We start from the raw sequence: 16,823 nt of genomic DNA on the forward strand, positions 1-16,823 counted from the left end.
GCGATACCACGGACGGCGCTGTGGAGGTCGTTGCCTGCGGGCAGGGCATCGAAAGTGGCATGTCTCCTCCGGGTCTACAAGGCTGCGCGCCCTTGCCGGGGCTATTCGAGGGCGGGTCCATGAGCAACACAGATGACGACCGTGATTTCGACGAAGTCACCGCCTTTGACGGCTCGGACATCTATGCCGACGATGGCTCGGTGCGTTCGGATTTCCTCATGCATGTCGGCGCCGCGATTGCCGATCGCGACACGATCTACCTGCGCCAGCATGTTGCCGGACTGCATGCGTCCGAGTTGGGCGATCTCCTCGAAGCGATCCAGCCGGAGCAGCGTCTCGCGCTCGTGTCGCTGCTCGGAAAGGAGTTCGACCTCGCGGCCTTGACAGAGGTGGACGAGGCGATCCGGCTCGACATCGTCGAACACCTGCCGAACGAGCAGATCGCCGAAGCGATCGGCGAGATGGATTCCGACGATGCGGTTTATATTCTCGAGGACCTCGATCAGGAGGATCAGGAGGAGATCCTCGCCAAGCTGCCGTTTACCGAGCGCGTTCGCCTGCGTCGTTCGCTCGACTATCCGGAAAGCACGGCCGGCAGGCGCATGCAGACGGAGTTCGTGGCCGTCCCGCCTTTCTGGACGGTGGGCCAGACGATCGATTACATGCGCGAGGACGAGGATCTGCCTGACAGCTTCTCGCAGATTTTCGTGATCGATCCGACCTTCAAGCTGCTCGGCGCCGTCGACCTCGACCGCGTGCTGCGCACGAAGCGATCGGTGAAGATCGACGCGATCATGCGCGACACGAGCCATGCCATCCCAGCGGAAATGGACCAGGAGGAGGCGGCGCAGCTCTTCGAGCAATACGATCTTCTGTCGGCGGCCGTCGTCGACGACAATGGCCGCCTCGTCGGCGTGCTGACGATCGACGACGTGGTCGACGTGATCCAGGAAGAGGCCGAGGAGGACTTGCTGCGGCTTGGCGGCGTCGGCGATGAGGAACTGTCGGATAGCGTTGGAGGGGCATCGCGATCTCGTATCCCGTGGCTGTTCGTCAATTCGGTGACTGCCTTCCTCTCCGCTACCGTCATCGGCCTGTTCGATGCGACGATCCAGCAGATCGTTGCGCTTGCGATCCTGATGCCGATCGTTGCCGGCATGGGTGGCAATGCGGGCGCACAAACCATGACGGTTACCGTGCGCGCGCTGGCGACGCGCGCCCTCGACACCCATAACGCACCGCGGATCATTCGCCGCGAGGCGGGCGTCGGTCTCCTGAACGGTCTGGTTTTCGGCGCCTTCATCGGCGTTGTCGCCGGGCTCTGGTTCCAGAATGTCCATATTGGCGGTATCATCGCCACCGCGATGCTGATCAACATGATAGCCGCGGCGCTCGCCGGCATTCTGATTCCGATCGTTCTGGACAAGTCCGGTGCCGACCCTGCCGTCTCCTCGGCCGTCTTCGTCACGGCGGTTACGGACGTGATCGGCTTCTTCAGTTTCCTCGGCCTGGCGGCGTGGTGGTTCAACGTCGCATAAGCACGTGTTTGACTTTTACGTCAAAGTCAAAGATAGTGAAGGTGCGTGAATGGACGGATTGATGGCGTGGATAAATATTATAGCATCACGGAACTGACGCGGGAATTTGGCATCTCGACCCGAACGCTGCGCTTCTACGAGGATGAAGGACTCATTCATCCGGAGCGTCGCGGTCGTACGCGTTTGTTTCGGCCGGCCGATCGGCACTTGATCAAGGAAATTCTGCGCGGCCGGCGCATCGGCTTCACCATTGCCGAAATTCGCGAGATCATTCAGGTTTACAAGGACCCCCCGGGCGAGATGGGGCAGTTGCAACTCCTGATGAAGCGCGTCGAGGAAAAGCGCGAGGATTTGCGGCAGAAGCGCAAGGACATCGAGGATACGTTAGCCGAGCTCGACAATGTCGAGGAGGCCTGCCTGACCCGTCTCGCCGAGATTGGCGTAGGCACCTGAGAGTTTCAGCACCGCGCGCCATTTCAGACGCGCGTTGCTGTAACTCTTTGGAACTGCGCATCGGGTCCGAAAATCGGTTCCGATTTTTGGGCCAATGCGCTGGCGAAAGCATGGTGTGCCGGTCCACCCCGTGGTCAGATCCACCGCGTCGTATGGCGGCAATAGCGTTCGAACTCGAAACCAAAGCGGGAGAGCAGGTGTCGCTCCTCGTTGCGGACGGCAAACAGCGTCGTCGCGGCAACGGCAAGGATCGCCATGATGAAGAACCACGGGTTCAGGGACATGAGTCCGGCGCCGGTCATCACCAGGGTATAGCCGAGATAGATCGGATTGCGGGTGTAGCGGAAGGGACCGCTCGTCACCAAGCAAGTCGCGCAACGGTGCGGCAGGACCGCGGTGTGCCGGTCGAGAAGCGCCTTGACCGCCCAGAGATCGAGAAAAATTGCCGTGAGGATCAACGCGCCGCCGACGAGCCAGGGAATCCAGCTCTGCCCGTTCATGACGGGGATCGGGTAAACGCGGGTCAGGACCAGCGCAATCAGCACTGCCGTGCCATAGATGAGCGGCGGCCATGGAAAACTCAGCGGCTTGGCACGATAGGCATTCATGTCCTAGTCCCCTGATGGTGCATCCATTGTGCATTGATTGGCGATTCGCGCAATGCGTTCATCCGTGGCCACGTCGATCTTGCCCAGGTTTAAATCGTCGAACAGGTTCTGCTGCTTGAGCTGGGCCAGCGTACAGTTGCAAAAGCTGCTACAGGAGACACCGGCGCTGTTGAGACCACAGGCTTGCTCGCAATTCAGCCGGTAAGCCCTTTCCGCATCCATGGCAGGGGCGGGGACCGCGAGTGAGAAGGCATAGACGAGCCCGATCAGTAGCGGCTGGTGAATGAGGTATATGGCCAGACTGTGACGCCCCCCGTAGGCAAGGAGTCTTGTCCACGGTTTTGGCTCCTTTCGGCCCGCCTCGGAGCGCCGAGTTGCAAGCAAAGGCTGAAGCAGCTTCGCTGTTCCGAGACCGGCGAGAAACGGGGCCAGCCAGGGAAGCAGCGGCACGTAGTCGTTCGATCGCGGCACCGTTTCGGAAAGTCCAACCCACCAGAGTGCGGGTATGTCGAACAGGGCCGAACGCAGATAGAGCGGCGCGAGAAAGGCGGCGGCCGCGGCGACAAAGGCAACGAATGCGGGAAGGCGGAGGAACAGCAGGCCGACGAGGCTCGCCGCAGCGATAGCGTGGAGAATGCCGAAAAAGATGAAGGAACCCGGAAAGGCGAACCAGGTCGCGATAGTGATGAGTGCCGCTGCACCTGCTATCCTGGCGAAGCGACGCGCGAAGGCCTGCGGGCGGAATTGCACCGCATGGCCCAGCAGCAGGCTATAGCCGGCGAGGAACAGGAAACTGCTGGCGATCAATCGTGCAAAGAGCCGCCAGCCACCGGTTCCGGCGGTACCGGCCGCAACATAGCCGAAAAACTCCAGATCCCAGACGAAATGGTAAAGTGCCATGGCGACGAGCGCGAGCCCGCGAAGCGCGTCCAGAAGCGCGATCCGCTGAATTTTGCCCGGCTGTATGATTTGCGTCTCCGGAATCGTGGTTGCAGGGCTATTGGACATGGCGGCGCCATCCTGTACGGGCGAGTGGTGGTTGTCCGGCTCCTGCATGATCCGGACCGAAACTGGTCCACGAGCAAAAAGCAGGCAGCGAACGGCCTTCTGTGGTGCGTTGCGTGCCCGATTCGGTTCAGGGGCACCCATGCCAGACGCGTCGTGATTATGTTGAAATGAGGGCGGCACCGATCTCGGCGTCCAAGACACCTGCTGCGCTCAGGATCGACCTGGCCTAACGCCCTTCGGCGAGCAGCGCTTCCCGGGCTTCGGAGAAAAATTGCCGGCGCGTGAGCACGAAAATGACAAAGCCGGTAAGCACGATGAAGACATAGGGGCCGACAAACCAGCCGAGATAGCCGATCGACAGGAAAATCGCCCGGAGCCCGGCATTGAAGTGTTTGGCTGCCATGATGTTCATGCGTATGGCGCGCTCCGCTGCCTGTTCGGCCGACCGCCGATCGCGCGACATGTCTGCCGTCATAGGTATGCCGCCCATGAGGATGGAGCAGTAGTTGAAGAGCCGGTAGGACCAGCCGAACTGGAAGAAGGAATAGCCGAAAAGACAGGTGAGTCCCCCCACCTTCAGTTCAAAGCCCGCCCGGCCGCCGCGAAAGACGTGCGGCAGGTCATTGAAGATCATCTGCACCTGCTCGGTCGCGCCGAGCAGAGCGAAACAGCCGCCGAGTGCGAAAATGGTCGTGGATGCGAAGAAGGCGGTGCCGGCCTGAAGACCCGCGATGATTTGGGTGTCGATCATCTTCAGGTCGCGGTTGAGCGAATTGCGGATCCAGCGCGCACGGTGTTCGTTCATCAAACGCGTCAAATTGACGCGTTTGAAATTGCGTCGGCCGTCGGTCGCCCAACTGAACCCGCCCCAAAGCAACAGGAATATGCCGAGCGCAATGTAATCTTCGATGGTCATGTGCGTCTTTTCGCATGGCCGCATGAAAAAGCAAGATCGCTTGGGTGTGCGCCGACATCAACCAATATGGCGAAATTGCGGCTGCACTGGCGGAGCGCAAGGCTGCCTTTCAAGCCTTGCCGCCACCTTGACGGGAGCGTGCCTGCGCGAATTGAGGTGTACGACATGCTTTCGCCACATTTTGGCATTGCGCATTTACTAATTCTTCAGTATGCATCGCCCCAGAAGCGAACTTGCCGCTTTTCGACCCTCGGGTATTCGGAGAAATCATGGACAGCACATTACAGAAGTCATGCTGGGGCGTAACCATTCGCGCCGTGGCTGGTTTCGCTGGCGTTCTCGTCCTGGCTTACCTCTTCGGTAGCTTCTGATAGCAAACGCCTTCCTGCGGCTAGCGTGCTGACGCCGCCACCTTCACCTCCATTTCGATTGCTACATTGCTTGGTCACAGCGAAGCCGGTCTGTCATGCGATGCGCGCCGCTGAAGCGGGCGCGCGTTCGGTCCTTGAACCCGAAACGCGCAGCCGGCTCTTGTGGATTGTGATGTCGCATCGAAAGAATCCGATGTCGGTGGATCACCTGATCGACTGGTATGGGATCGCATAGGTTTCACCCTATATATGGAGCGGATCCGCATTGCCGAACCAGTTCGGGTCCGGTGTTTTCATCGGCAAGGCGCCGAGCGCCCTGCCACGATCTGGTCAGGCATCTATGTTTCTTTCCGTCTTCGACGTCTTCAAGATTGGTATTGGTCCCTCGAGTTCGCACACGATGGGGCCGATGTCGGCGGCCAACAGGTTCCTCGACCTCATTCTTTCCGACGAATGGCCGCGGCCGTCGAATGTGGCGGTCAGCGCCATCACAGTCAGCCTGCACGGCTCACTGGCCCATACGGGGGTCGGTCACGGAACGGGCAGGGCGGTGATCCTCGGGCTGATGGGCGAGCGCCCCGACCTGGTCGATCCCGATCGGATGGACGCGATCATCGACGAGGTGGAGCGTAGGGGCCGCGTTTCGCCGCCGGGCCATCCTGAATACCATTTCCAGCCCAAGACCGATCTCATCTATGACAAGAAGGTGCCGCTGCCGGGCCACGCCAATGGCATGTCCTTCTCCGCCTTCGATCGCGACGGCCGGCTGCTTTTGAAGCGCATCTATTATTCGATCGGCGGCGGCTTCGTGGTTACCGACACGGAGCTCGAAGCCATGCGTGCGGCAAAGAACAAGCCGGCCGGCGTCAAGGTGCCTTATCCATTCGCGACGGCGGCGCAGATGCTCGACATGGCGGCGCGTTCCGGCCTTTCGATCGCCCAGATGAAGCGGGCGAACGAAGAATGCGCCATGACCAGGGAGGAACTCGACGCGGGCCTCGATCGCATATGGGCGGCGATGAACGCGTGCATCGACCGCGGCCTCAGCCAGGACGGAATCATGCCGGGCGGACTGAAGGTACGCCGGAGAGCGCGGGCAATCCACGACAAACTGCAGGAGGAATGGCGATCCAACAAGGTAAACCCCTTGCTCGCCAATGATTGGCTGAGCGTATATGCCATGGCCGTCAACGAAGAAAATGCCGCCGGCGGAAGGGTCGTGACGTCGCCGACGAACGGTGCGGCGGGCGTGGTCCCGGCAACGATCCGCTATTATCTGCACTTCCACGAAGATGCCGATGAGGAAGGCATTCGGGACTATCTTCTGACCGCGGCCGCGATCGGCGGCATCATCAAACACAACGCCTCCATTTCAGGCGCCGAGGTCGGCTGTCAGGGGGAGGTGGGCTCGGCCTCTGCGATGGCGGCCGCGGGCCTTGCGGCGGTGATGGGCGGTACAGCGGAGCAAATCGAGAATGCCGCCGAGATCGCGCTCGAGCATCATCTCGGCATGACCTGCGATCCAGTCGCAGGTCTTGTGCAGGTGCCTTGCATCGAGCGCAATGCGCTCGGCGCGGTAAAGGCCGTCACGGCGGCATCGCTTGCGCTCAAGGGGGACGGCAAGCATTTCGTGCCGCTCGACGCCTGTGTCGAAACGATGCGGCAGACCGGCCTCGACATGAGCGAGAAATACAAGGAGACCTCGACCGGCGGCCTTGCGGTCAACATCGTCGAATGCTGAAGCCTGCGAAGAGCTCCGAAACCGCGCCTGAGTGCTTTTGTGGATGAAATCGTCTTCGGCGCTTGACCTCGACCGGCCGCCGGGTGTTCAAGCATTGCCATGGCCTTGCATCTTATCAAGCTCTGTGTCGGCGCCGATTCCGTCGAAGACTTGCGCGAATGGGTAGCGCGCCGGTCGCTGGCGGCGATTACGGCCGGGCAGCAGCCGCACTCGTTCCATACCACTCGGATGGTGCCGAAACGTGCGGAAGAACTTCTCGCCGGCGGGTCGCTCTATTGGGTGATCAAGGGATTCGTGCAGGCAAGACAGCCGTTGATCGGCATCGAGCCCTTTACCGACGGCGAGGGGATAGGCCGTTGCCATCTGATACTCGGCCCGGAGGTGGTGGATACGGAGCCCCAGCCGCGCCGGGCATTCCAGGGATGGCGCTACCTCAAGGATGAGGAGTCCCCGCGCGACCTCGCGTCCTTGGCCGCGGCGGATATGCCGCTTGAATTGCGGCGGGAACTTGCGGAGTTAGGCCTTTTGTAGACGGGCCAATATCGCCCCGAAGATCGAGGGGCCGGCGTTTTTGCGTCAGCCTATCCGTATTCTCAAGGGACGGTTGCGACCAGGTGCCGTGACGTGCAGATGGATTTCCGCTTTCGGTTGGGTAGAGCGCCAGGCCCGCGCTCCATGGGTCAGGAGCAGGCCGACGAGGTCTCGGGTTTTTGCCTTTGACCGGTTGAGGCCGACATCGGCGATGCGCATGGCTGCCTCGTGCAGCGGATGCAGCCGAAGACCCGAAGACCTCGTCTTTTTCCGGGGTGCCACGGGGATGCCCGGAGCATTCTCGTTCATTGCCATGACTGACCTCGTTTACGATGTACAAATCCGAGGAAACAGCCGGAAGAGACGCATCCGGCCGTCAATGTCGTATGCGCTTACTGTTGGCTCGCCCAGCAGGCAAAGCCCTTCTTTTTCAGGAACTTGCATGCGTTGACCGCTTTGCCCTGGTCGCCAAATCCACCGAAGCGAGCGCGGTAGACCTGGGCCGAGCCATCGCCGAATGCGACCGTGAAGGGCGTCGCATCGCGCAAAAGTTTGCCGCCTTTTTCCTTGGCATTGTCGAGCAGGGTCACGGCTTGCGCCCGGTCCGGCGTCGCGCCGATCTGAATTACCCAGCCTTGCGGCACCGCCTTTGCTTCAGCCCGCACCTCGGCCTCGGCTGCCGCACCGGACTTCGCGACCGAATTGGTGACCTGGGCGTCGACGTCGCGGGAGGTCGCGGGCTGCCGGGCGAGCTTGGCACTTTGAGCGTCCAGGGTGTTCGGTGCGATCTTGCCGGAGAGGACAGGATTGTCGGAGGCAGGCCTTGTTTCCGCATAGGCCAACTCAACGCTTCCCTCGGCTTCGCCGCTATAGCGGAAGTCTGGAACCGGGCCGGTATGCGGCAATTCCGTCGCAGCCAGCGTGGCGGCCTGCGAGGCGGTTTCCGCGACGGCGACCGGAGCCGCCGGCGTCTGTGCGATCAGGTTGCCGCTGCCGCGACGGGATGCCTCGGGCATGTATTTGGCGACCAGTTTGCGCATCTGCGCGTCACGAGCGCCGCCGGAGGTTCCGCCCATGACGACCGCGACAATGCTGCGTCCGTCGAGTTGTGCCGAAGTGACCAGGTTGAAGCCGGAGGCGCGCGTGTAACCGGTCTTGATGCCGTCGACGCCGCGTACATTGCCGAGCAGACGATTGTGGTTTCCGATCGTTTGCTTGCCGAAACGGAAGCTGCGTGTCGAGAAATAGTCGTAATATTGCGGGAAATGCTGCCGGAGCGCGAGGCCGAGCCGTGCCTGGTCGCGCGCGGTGGTCCGTTGTTCCGAATTCGGCAGGCCGTTCGCGTTGCGGTAGGTCGTACGCGTCATGCCGAGTGCACGCGCCTTGTTCGTCATCATGCGGGCGAAGCGCTGCTCGGAGCCACCGAGAAGTTCCCCCAGCGCTGTTGCGGAGTCGTTGGCCGAGCGCGTAACGAGCGACAGGATCGCCTGTTCCACAGTGATCGATTGGCCGGCCCGGACACCCAGCTTCGATGGCGGCTCCGACGCGGCATTCTTTGAGAACGGCACCGGCGTGGACTTGCTGATGCGCCCGGCTTCAAGCGCCTCGAAGGTCAGATAAAGGGTCATCATCTTTGTCAGCGAAGCCGGATAACGCAGCTCGTCGGCCGAATCGCCGTATAGCACCTTGCCGGTTTTGGCATCGACGACGATGCCGGCATATTTCGGGTTGGCGAGGGCGGGTGTCGAGAGTGCCGAAACGGCAAGTATGCCGGCAAGGATAATTCTCCCAACGACTTTTGCAAGAACGCTTGACGGACGCTTCGCGCGATCAAGAAAAACGGATTGAGACACTGCGCTGCTCTTCATTCTTATTTCGGGGGTGCCGTCCGGACGTCGTTTCCTGAAACGACCGTTCCCGGCACTCTAGCGGGATAGCGTTACCAATCGGTTTATGATGAATGATTGGTTTGCGGGGGATGGCCGTTTGTTCGGTAGCGGGACCGGCTGGCCTTCTCGGCCGGCAGCTTGCCTCCAGCACGACTCTTCGACAAAATCACGGCACGAGCCGAGCCTGAATGAAAGACTCCACCGATTCATCGATTGCTTGCCATTTGGGCAGCAACCTCGCCGAGAAACGATAGATAGCGGTGAGATCCTTACCGATGTGGACGTCGCGCTGGCAATCGGCGCTGGAGGACGCTGTTTCGCTCTCAGGCACGAGGCAACGCAGCACATAATCTGGACGCCCGGGGCGGGTGGCGGTGAAGAAAACCTCGCCCGCATAGCCGGAATTCGGTTTGGCCTCATATCTCATGAGGCCGGCGGGGCCAGGGCGAGCTACATCTTCGAGGACATGGCGATAGATGGGGTCAAGCCGGCCCGACATGTCGCGCGACATTGTGCTCTGCGCGATCTGGAGGAAGATCAGCTTCTCCGGGTGGCTGACATCGTTGAAGAAGTGCCGGGCCTCGTCGCTATAGCCTTCGAGCGCGGGCCAGGTGAGGTAGAGATCGACACGCTCCGCGATGCGCGTCGCCCGTTGGCTTTCGAAGCGGATAATGTTGGCGGGCAGGCGCAAATGATCCTGTCCTATGAAGATGTCGTAGGTCTGCCGGCTCGATGTGTGTCCGGCGAGCGCGAGACTCTCTCCTAGCCGTTGCCCGGTGAAGGAAACGGCAAGCGCCAGTACCGCCAGCAATGCAATGACGCCGGCAACCTTGTATACGAAGCGCGGCGAAAGAAGAGGCAGAAATTCCGGCTCGTGGGCTTCCGGCGTGTTCATGAGGGGCCGTCGGTAGGGGGGGCTGGTCTTGAAATCACTCTCGCTCGGCCGAATGGCGTCATTCTTCCGGCAAAGATCGCCTTCCGAGGTTCTTCGAATAGGGTTAATTTTGATTGAAGATCCGCGGCGCGGCTCGTCGGCCAAAAAAGGAGAGGCCGGTTCCGGGGACAATCGGAACCGGCCGTGGGCTTGGCCTCGAGGGGACGAGGATTTGACCGAAGCCCGGGCGGAGGCGCCGACGCCGGCGGCGTTGGCGAATGCATCACCTATTCGGCGCGCACGCTGCCGACGGCAACGGTGCGGCCGTCCTGAAGTTTCACCCAGCGGCCGGCATGTTCCGAGGATTGCCGCTTGAGAAAGGTGTATTCGGTCTCGGACCAGCGGAGCACCTTGTTGCGCATGTTATCGAGGATGAAGTCGCCGCGGTCGGTACGCACGGTCAGAACAGCGTGGCCGTCGCCGTTCGGCTGCAGCACGACGGTGATCAGCAGATCAGCGGGGGAAAAGCCGCGCTCGATCAGCCTGCGGCGTTTCAGGAGCACGTAGTCCTCGCAGTCGCCGACTGCATCCGGAAAGCCCCACCTTTCTTCCTCGCCGTAGATCTCGAAGTCCGTCAATGGCATGATGGCCTGATTGACCTCGTGATTTACTTCCAGAATGGCCTTCCATCCGGCGCGCGTTAGTACGGTCGGCCCATCATCGGGGCCGAGCGGCCCGCACTCAGTGGCATGGGTCTTGCAGAACTCGTAGTGGCCGACGGGGGGATTGGTCGCGCCGCCGACGACCATGTTTGCCGGAAGGGCGAAGGCGGGGCCCGCCAGAAAGCCGGCCACGGCAACTGCGATCGTCTTCGTGATCATCTTGTGCATGTTTGTCTCCCCGTTGTGGTTCGACATTGGCACAGAGTTTTTTATTGGCGGCGAATTTCGGTGGTAAAAACAAGTACAAATTCAGTAGTTATTCGAATAAATAAAGTATAAAATTTGAATTGCATTCGAGTAGAATGTGATTCAAATTTTAGTTGATCTCGCCGCGCCTGCGCAGCGCGGGCTAGCATGCATCCTGCAATGGCTTGGAAAATAAGGAAAAGTGGCCCGTCCTTCGAGTCCTGATCCCTCGTGATCTGGATCAGGAGGTGGCCTGCGGGGTCTACGGTCTCAATGTACCGGAGTGGGAATGCCGTAAGGATCGGTTTACCAGAAGGTATTTCTTTCTGGTGCATGTAATTATACAGAACGAGATTTCGCAGCGCCACGGTGGGACAGGTATCCAACTGCCCGGTCGCGGAAATTTCGGTATCTGTCGACGCGACGCACGGGATTGTGCCGTGGGCGAGGCTGGTCCGATCGACAGACCGTTCTCCTTGCCGAATGACGGACCGCTACAAGCCGCGTCAATGATGATCGTCGGTCAAGCAGATGCGTCGGTAGGGAGATCGCTGCCCACGCACTTTAGCAGCACCGTGCGTCTTTTCAGCCGCGAACGGTCCCGTAACTCTTGAAGCTGCGCATCGAGCTTTCCCGGAAATCGTTGACGATTTTTCGGCCGACGCATTTGCCGCAGCTCGCAGCGGGTCGTGTCAAAGGAATTCGGTGAGAGCTTCGCGGGACTGGACGCCGGAGAACTCGATGGCGACGCCTTCCTGGAAATGGCGCACGATTCGGCCCCGCATATGGCTGCCGAGCTTTACGGGCGTGCCGATGGCGGGGCGAAGTTCGATATCGACCGCGGCCCCGGACAGGGAGAGGTCGATGATCCGGCATCGGAATTTCTCGCCGGTATCGACCGTAAGCTCCGTCACTGTCTTGCGCGGTGCAAGCCGGTCGTGGCGCCGGTCCTCGGGGAGGCCGAGTTCGTGCTTGTTGGCGATCCAGGTGAGTTGCGCCGCGAGCTTTTCGCGCTTGCGTTCCGTGGCGTTGAGCTGGATGACGAATGCATCCTCGGCAAGTTTCGCAACGGTGCCTTCGAGCCGTCCGAGATGATCGATATAGGCAATGATGCGCTCGCCGGCGCGCGGCCGCGCCGCCGTTGAAAAGAGCACGTCGCCGGGCGACATATCGACGACGGTGCAATCATATTCATCGCGGTTGGCAAGCATCAGCCGTCCCGAAAGATTGACCGAGACGCGCTGGAAGGCGCTTTCCTGGTGTGGTTTCGTACCGCCGTTTTGTGCGTGCTGAAACGAGAACATGGTCACTCTGCAATCGACGTATCTACACGCGTTAGGATAGGCCTTGCCGGTTAATAGAAGGTTCGTCGCAGAATCAATTCTGTATCGATTCAGTCGCGGCGGCCGCCGTCGAGCACACGCAGATTGAGCACACGACCCCGGGCATGGCCGCCCTCGATGCCGATGTTCGCGGCGGCAGGGGGAGTGCTTACGTCTTTGCGCGACATATCGTGATCGCGATGGAGAACGCTGAGACCGCTTGTGGCGAGTGCTGTGATTGGCGTCAAATGCAACCAACGCGGGCAGGTAAGCGGCGAAAGGGTTCCTAGCACCCGGTCATTCCTGCCGTCCGCGGAGGCGAGTGGTGCAAGCAGCAGTTCCAATTCGATCTCATCGCCAGCGGCCGTCCTGCCGAAGGCAGAAACAAGCATCGGCGTGCATTGCGCCATCACCCGCCCGGCAACCCGGTCAAGATCCGTCATTTCCTTCTCCTCCCAGAGCGCCGAAAACGGCTGATCACGCAGTTCGCTCCCGAAAAGCGTGCAGATGCGGGTGCCGGCGAGGCGGAAGCGAATGGTGCCGCTAACCTGTCTTTGCAGAATGAAGACATCCGGCAGCAGCAACCGGATGTCGCCGGGCGAGATTTCATCGCGCCGGGGGAGATTGCGATCACCCCGAAGGGTGTTCCAGTAACGAAACAGGTCAACGGACGTTCTGCTGCGCATATCCTTATGTCCTCATGACGTGGGAGGCGTGCTGTTTCAAAACGATACAGCCGACCGCCTCGGGCGCGACCCTGCAGAGAGCGGAGCGATTTTCATGCCAGGTGGAAATTAAGGTTAATGACTGGTTGCGATTGCAAGTCTCGCCTTGCGTTGGCATTGCTTGGCCATCACTTCACGAAGCGTTGCTTCGGCACATCGATTGGAGCCCGGTGATTGGGGCAGGCCGTCCAGTTTTTTTTCTGGACGGCCATTTTTCCTTTGCTTATGCCTTTGCCTGCCGTCCGACGGACGCATCGCCGCTGCTCCGGTCAGCCGGCGTTTTGATAGGAAGAGAAGCCATGCAAAGAGATCAGTCGGCAACGCCGGTCGAAGCGGATGCCGAGGGCGCGCCCGAGCGCCATCGCGAGCCTGCCTTCAATCTCCCGGCGAGCCTGAGCGGCATTCTTCTGTTTCTCGTCGCAGTGCACGCGTTGCGGACCTATGTACTGTCGGCTGCGGTGGACGAGGAAGTGATCCTCAACTTTGCCTTTCTCCCGGCGCGCTACACGATCCCGCTCGACGCCCAGGGGCTTGCCTGGCTGTGGACGCCCGTGACCTATTCCTTTCTCCACGGGAGCTGGGAGCACTTGATTTTCAACATCTTCTGGATGGTCGCCTTCGGCGCGCCCGTTATACGCCGCATCGGCCCCGCGCGGCTGGCCGTGTTCTGGTGTCTCTCGGCGGCAGCGGCTGTTGCCCTGCACGTGGTCTTCCATTGGGGGGAGATGGTCATTGTGGTTGGCGCTTCCGGCGTGGTGTCCGGCTTCATGGGCGCGGCGGTGCGTTTCGTGTTTTCGCCGAGCGGGCGCGTCAGCCGCCAGTTCGCGCATCTCAACCGCCGCCTTTCCCTGACCGAGACGCTTGCCAATCGCTCGGCACTGGTCTTCACCGGCATCTGGTTTCTCACCAATTTCCTGGTCGCCCTCGGCCTGTTTTCCGCGGGCGGCATAGGCAGCATCGCCTGGGAAGCGCATATTGGCGGCTTCCTGTTCGGCTTCTTCCTGTTCGGATGGTTCGATCCGCGCCGCTGAGGTCGTTGTCTGCGGTGCTCTGGCGCGGTCACTTGGCGAGTGCGGTGAGCCCGGCCACGAACTGGTCTATGAAGAGCGTATAAAGGATCGAAACCGGGATGCTGGCGATCAAGGCGCCGGCGAGCAGCGATCCCCACCGGAATACGTCGCCCCGCACCAGTTCGGAGGGCACGCCGATGCTCACCGTCTTCTGCACGGAGTTCTGCACGAAAGCCAGTGCATAGATGAACTCGCTGGTCGACAGGGTAAAAGCGAATACGACGACCGTGAGGATGCCCGGAACGGCAAGCGGCAGAACCGCGTAGACGAATGCTCCGAGCCGGCCATACCCGTCGACCATCGCCTGCTCCTCGATGTCCCTCGGTATCGCCTTGAAAAAGCCGAGCATGAGCCAGGTGCAAAACGGCACGGTGAAGGTCGGATAGGCGACGACCAGCGCCCAGAGCGAGTTTTGCAGCCCGAGGAAGGCCATCACCTTGGCGAACGGCAAGAACAAGAGCGTCGGCGGGACCAGATAGGTGAGGAAGATACCTATGCCGAGCGTTTCGCCCCAACGGCCGGCAAGCCGGGCAAGGCTATAGGCGGCGGGGATCACCAGAACCAGGGTGATGATGACGACGAGGGCGCCAACCAGAAAAGAGTTGAGGAGCCAGGTCAGGAACTTGGTGTTTCCGAACAGAAGATCGAGATTGGCCATGGTCGGCGCCTCAGTGAACCAGAACGGATTGTTCTGCGGGTCGTAGAGGTCCGATTCGCGCTTGAAGGCGGTGATCAGCATCACATAGAAGGGAAGTGCCGAGAACAGCGTGAATAGCCCGATCCCCGTATAGGCCGCCATGCGCCAGCCTGCCTGCGTCGATTGCGCCCGGACATCCATGCGTCAAACCTCCCGCCGGCGGATGAGCATCAGGACGATTGCCGACAATGCCGTCAGCACCGGGAACATGAAAAGCGCAACCGCTGCGCCCTGTCCCAGCGAACCGCCTTGCACCCCGGTGAAGAAGGCGAGGGTGGTCAACACGTGGGTGGAATTGGCAGGTCCGCCGCGAGTGAGAATGTAGACAAGCACCATGTCCGTGAAGGTGAACACGAAGGTGAAAAGAACAGCGATGCCGAAGATGGGCAGCATCATCGGCAAGGTTATCTGAAACAGGCGTCGGAAATAGCCGGCCCCGTCGATGAGCGCCTGTTCCTCAACTTCCCGGGGGATGGAATTGAGGCCGGCAAGTACGATCACGGTGCCGAGCGGCAGGATGCGCCAGACATTCACCAGGATGATGGATGCCATGGGCAGTCCGCCGCTGCCCAGCCAGTAGAGATTGGTGGTCGGGCCGAACAGCGCGCCGGGTTGCCCGAGCAGTCCCGCCTCGCGAAGAGACCAGTCGATGGGGCTGAAGATGGAATCGAACATCCACAGCCATCCGATGACACTGAGCGAGACCGGTGCGGTCCACGGCAGCAGAATGAGGAACCGCACCAGCCACTTGCCCCGGAAGGACCTTATCAGGAGTTCCGCCTGGATCGTGCCGAGCACAAGCACGACCACGAGCGTCATGCCGGACAGGAGGAAAGTGTTGTAGAGCGTCTGCTGAAAGGTCGGGTCGCCGATCAGGGCCCGGAAATTCGCCAGCCCCACGAAAGGGGCATCCGTTCCGCCAGTCGTCACGTCGCTCAGGCTATAGTAAATGGAAAGGACAAACGGCACGCCCATCAACGCCACGATATAAATGATCGCGGGTGCGATCAGGGCGCCGGCGAGCAGCCTGTCGGAGTCGAGCAGCCGCTGCCGCGTTCCGTATTCCTCCAGGATCTCTGTCGCCATCATTCAGTCCTTCCGCAGGCCCGTCGCCGGGTCGAAGTGGCGTATGGCCGGGCGCGGAACCTCGAAGGGGTATTCCGCTCCTTCGGCGATATAGCCGCTCACCAGTGCCGTCGGCAGTGTCGCGAGCACCTCCGGCGGCGGCTCTCTCTCGTCCTCGGCGACGTAGCCGTACACGAGGACTTCGCTACCGAGTTCCTCGACCTGGACCACGCGAAATGTCAGCTGCTCCATGTCTCCCGAGTTTGGCCCCCGGCCGCGTGGAAAAAAATCTTCCGCGTGGAAACCGATCAGCGTTCCGTTGCGCTGAACGAGATTCATGGGCGGCGACCCCATGAACTGAGCCACGAAGGTGTTGACCGGGTTGCGGTAAATATCGAGCGGCGCGCCGATCTGCTCGATGCGGCCGGCATTCATCACCGCCACCCGCTCGCCGAGGCCCATGGCTTCGACCTGGTCGTGCGTCACGTAAATGGTGGTCACGCCCGTTTCCCGGTGCAGGCGCTTCAGTTCCCGGCGTGCGGAATGCCGCAGCTTGGCGTCGAGATTGGATAGCGGTTCGTCCATCAGAAAAATCGCCGGCTCCCTGACCAGGGCCCGTGCCAAAGCGACGCGCTGGCGCTCCCCCCCGGAGAGTGCCCGCGGCCTCCGGTCAAGGAGGTGGCTGATGCTCAAAAGATTGGCTGCCCACGTCACGCGGGAGCGGATCTTGTCCGCCGGCATGTGCGAAGCCTGTAGCGGGAAGGCGATGTTCCTGTATGCCGTCTTGTGGGGGTAGAGGGCATAACTCTGGAAGACCATGGCAATGTTGCGGGTCTTTGGAGGCAGGCGGTTTGCAAGCCGCCCGCCTATGTAGACCTCGCCGGATGTGGGCTTCTCCAGGCCCGCGATCGTCCGCATCAAGGTTGTCTTGCCGGAACCGGATGCGCCAAGCAGGACAATGAACTCGCCGTTTTTCACGTCGAGATCGACGCCGTCCACCGCCCTGACTTGACCGAAGTGGGTATGAAGGTCGCGTGTCTCGAGCGTAGCCAATGCCTTTCTCCTGTCCCGCGGTCGCAAACGAGCTGGACTCCCTATCGGGGGGCC

General features: G+C 61.0%; 17 protein-coding genes. 5 read left to right on the top strand and 12 right to left on the bottom strand.

Annotated elements, in window-relative coordinates; genetic code table 11:
- Positions 1–119: 119 nt before the first annotated feature.
- On the top strand, positions 120–1,538 hold the full coding sequence (gene mgtE / locus AC4P1R_RS05195; RefSeq protein ID WP_069457906.1) for a magnesium transporter: 1,419 nt from the start codon (positions 120–122) through the stop codon (positions 1,536–1,538).
- Between the two features lie 66 nt (positions 1,539–1,604).
- A complete protein-coding gene (locus tag AC4P1R_RS05200; RefSeq protein WP_069457952.1) occupies positions 1,605–1,991 on the top strand; it encodes a MerR family transcriptional regulator in 387 nt (128 codons plus the stop codon).
- Between the two features lie 134 nt (positions 1,992–2,125).
- Here AC4P1R_RS05200 and AC4P1R_RS05205 read toward each other — a convergent pair whose 3' ends face one another.
- The 3 genes from AC4P1R_RS05205 to AC4P1R_RS05215 all read right to left on the bottom strand — a co-directional run bounded on the left by AC4P1R_RS05205 (position 2,126) and on the right by AC4P1R_RS05215 (position 4,523).
- Positions 2,126–2,599, bottom strand: a complete 474-nt coding sequence (locus tag AC4P1R_RS05205; RefSeq protein WP_069457905.1) for a methyltransferase family protein — start codon at positions 2,597–2,599, stop codon at positions 2,126–2,128.
- A 3-nt stretch (positions 2,600–2,602) separates the two neighbouring features.
- Entirely contained in the window at positions 2,603–3,607 is a 1,005-nt protein-coding gene (locus AC4P1R_RS05210; RefSeq protein WP_492177472.1) for a heparan-alpha-glucosaminide N-acetyltransferase, read from the bottom strand.
- A 226-nt stretch (positions 3,608–3,833) separates the two neighbouring features.
- Positions 3,834–4,523, bottom strand: a complete 690-nt coding sequence (locus AC4P1R_RS05215) for a DUF599 domain-containing protein (RefSeq protein WP_069457903.1) — start codon at positions 4,521–4,523, stop codon at positions 3,834–3,836.
- Between the two features lie 711 nt (positions 4,524–5,234).
- On the opposite strand from AC4P1R_RS05215, the gene AC4P1R_RS05220 reads away from it, so the two are divergent.
- Both AC4P1R_RS05220 and AC4P1R_RS05225 read left to right on the top strand, forming a co-directional pair.
- A complete protein-coding gene (locus tag AC4P1R_RS05220; protein ID WP_069457902.1) occupies positions 5,235–6,635 on the top strand; it encodes an L-serine ammonia-lyase in 1,401 nt (466 codons plus the stop codon).
- A gap of 99 nt (positions 6,636–6,734) precedes the next feature.
- The gene (locus tag AC4P1R_RS05225) at positions 6,735–7,166 is read left to right on the top strand and encodes a DUF1489 family protein (RefSeq protein ID WP_069457901.1); all 432 of its coding nucleotides are present in this window, start codon (positions 6,735–6,737) and stop codon (positions 7,164–7,166) included.
- 45 nt (positions 7,167–7,211) lie between these two features.
- On the opposite strand, the gene AC4P1R_RS05230 is transcribed toward AC4P1R_RS05225, so the two are convergent.
- The 6 genes from AC4P1R_RS05230 to AC4P1R_RS05255 form a co-directional block, all read right to left on the bottom strand.
- Positions 7,212–7,481 (bottom strand): hypothetical protein, encoded by a 270-nt coding sequence (locus tag AC4P1R_RS05230; RefSeq protein WP_069457900.1) that lies wholly within the window; start codon positions 7,479–7,481, stop codon positions 7,212–7,214.
- 77 nt (positions 7,482–7,558) lie between these two features.
- Complete coding sequence (locus AC4P1R_RS05235) at positions 7,559–9,040, bottom strand: D-alanyl-D-alanine carboxypeptidase (RefSeq protein ID WP_069457899.1); 1,482 nt, start codon at positions 9,038–9,040, stop codon at positions 7,559–7,561.
- Between the two features lie 181 nt (positions 9,041–9,221).
- The gene (locus tag AC4P1R_RS05240; RefSeq protein WP_225192037.1) at positions 9,222–9,950 is read right to left on the bottom strand and encodes a hypothetical protein; all 729 of its coding nucleotides are present in this window, start codon (positions 9,948–9,950) and stop codon (positions 9,222–9,224) included.
- Positions 9,951–10,216: 266 nt separating this feature from the next.
- The gene (locus AC4P1R_RS05245) at positions 10,217–10,819 is read right to left on the bottom strand and encodes a transglutaminase-like cysteine peptidase (protein WP_069457897.1); all 603 of its coding nucleotides are present in this window, start codon (positions 10,817–10,819) and stop codon (positions 10,217–10,219) included.
- Between the two features lie 710 nt (positions 10,820–11,529).
- Complete coding sequence (locus AC4P1R_RS05250; RefSeq protein WP_069457895.1) at positions 11,530–12,141, bottom strand: PilZ domain-containing protein; 612 nt, start codon at positions 12,139–12,141, stop codon at positions 11,530–11,532.
- An 89-nt stretch (positions 12,142–12,230) separates the two neighbouring features.
- Complete coding sequence (locus tag AC4P1R_RS05255; protein WP_225192036.1) at positions 12,231–12,845, bottom strand: PAS domain-containing protein; 615 nt, start codon at positions 12,843–12,845, stop codon at positions 12,231–12,233.
- A gap of 338 nt (positions 12,846–13,183) precedes the next feature.
- On the opposite strand from AC4P1R_RS05255, the gene AC4P1R_RS05260 reads away from it, so the two are divergent.
- Positions 13,184–13,915 carry a rhomboid family intramembrane serine protease gene (locus AC4P1R_RS05260; protein ID WP_151611140.1) on the top strand — a complete coding sequence of 244 codons (732 nt, stop codon included), beginning with the start codon at positions 13,184–13,186 and terminating at the stop codon, positions 13,913–13,915.
- A 28-nt stretch (positions 13,916–13,943) separates the two neighbouring features.
- Here the strand turns inward: AC4P1R_RS05260 and AC4P1R_RS05265 are convergent, their stop codons facing one another.
- Genes AC4P1R_RS05265 through AC4P1R_RS05275 form a run of 3 tightly spaced genes read right to left on the bottom strand, consistent with a single transcriptional unit; the run spans position 13,944 to position 16,769 of the window.
- A complete protein-coding gene (locus tag AC4P1R_RS05265) occupies positions 13,944–14,792 on the bottom strand; it encodes a carbohydrate ABC transporter permease (protein ID WP_151611141.1) in 849 nt (282 codons plus the stop codon).
- 3 nt (positions 14,793–14,795) lie between these two features.
- Complete coding sequence (locus tag AC4P1R_RS05270) at positions 14,796–15,737, bottom strand: sugar ABC transporter permease (protein ID WP_273360070.1); 942 nt, start codon at positions 15,735–15,737, stop codon at positions 14,796–14,798.
- A gap of 3 nt (positions 15,738–15,740) precedes the next feature.
- Positions 15,741–16,769, bottom strand: a complete 1,029-nt coding sequence (locus AC4P1R_RS05275; protein WP_151611143.1) for an ABC transporter ATP-binding protein — start codon at positions 16,767–16,769, stop codon at positions 15,741–15,743.
- Between the last annotated feature and the right edge of the window lie 54 nt (positions 16,770–16,823).

The organism is Sinorhizobium sp. Y406 (genome assembly GCF_058732025.1).

Bases quoted from the DNA above. Each gene is read 5' to 3' on its own strand.
- mgtE (WP_069457906.1), top strand. From the start codon at position 120: ATGAGCAACACAGATGACGACCGTGATTTCGACGAAGTCACCGCCTTT.
- AC4P1R_RS05205 (WP_069457905.1), bottom strand. From the start codon at position 2,599: ATGAATGCCTATCGTGCCAAGCCGCTGAGTTTTCCATGGCCGCCGCTC.
- AC4P1R_RS05210 (WP_492177472.1), bottom strand. From the start codon at position 3,607: ATGTCCAATAGCCCTGCAACCACGATTCCGGAGACGCAAATCATACAG.
- AC4P1R_RS05215 (WP_069457903.1), bottom strand. From the start codon at position 4,523: ATGACCATCGAAGATTACATTGCGCTCGGCATATTCCTGTTGCTTTGG.
- AC4P1R_RS05220 (WP_069457902.1), top strand. From the start codon at position 5,235: ATGTTTCTTTCCGTCTTCGACGTCTTCAAGATTGGTATTGGTCCCTCG.
- AC4P1R_RS05225 (WP_069457901.1), top strand. From the start codon at position 6,735: ATGGCCTTGCATCTTATCAAGCTCTGTGTCGGCGCCGATTCCGTCGAA.
- AC4P1R_RS05230 (WP_069457900.1), bottom strand. From the start codon at position 7,481: ATGGCAATGAACGAGAATGCTCCGGGCATCCCCGTGGCACCCCGGAAA.
- AC4P1R_RS05240 (WP_225192037.1), bottom strand. From the start codon at position 9,950: ATGAACACGCCGGAAGCCCACGAGCCGGAATTTCTGCCTCTTCTTTCG.
- AC4P1R_RS05245 (WP_069457897.1), bottom strand. From the start codon at position 10,819: ATGCACAAGATGATCACGAAGACGATCGCAGTTGCCGTGGCCGGCTTT.
- AC4P1R_RS05250 (WP_069457895.1), bottom strand. From the start codon at position 12,141: ATGTTCTCGTTTCAGCACGCACAAAACGGCGGTACGAAACCACACCAG.
- AC4P1R_RS05255 (WP_225192036.1), bottom strand. From the start codon at position 12,845: ATGCGCAGCAGAACGTCCGTTGACCTGTTTCGTTACTGGAACACCCTT.
- AC4P1R_RS05260 (WP_151611140.1), top strand. From the start codon at position 13,184: ATGCAAAGAGATCAGTCGGCAACGCCGGTCGAAGCGGATGCCGAGGGC.
- AC4P1R_RS05265 (WP_151611141.1), bottom strand. From the start codon at position 14,792: ATGGATGTCCGGGCGCAATCGACGCAGGCAGGCTGGCGCATGGCGGCC.
- AC4P1R_RS05270 (WP_273360070.1), bottom strand. From the start codon at position 15,737: ATGGCGACAGAGATCCTGGAGGAATACGGAACGCGGCAGCGGCTGCTC.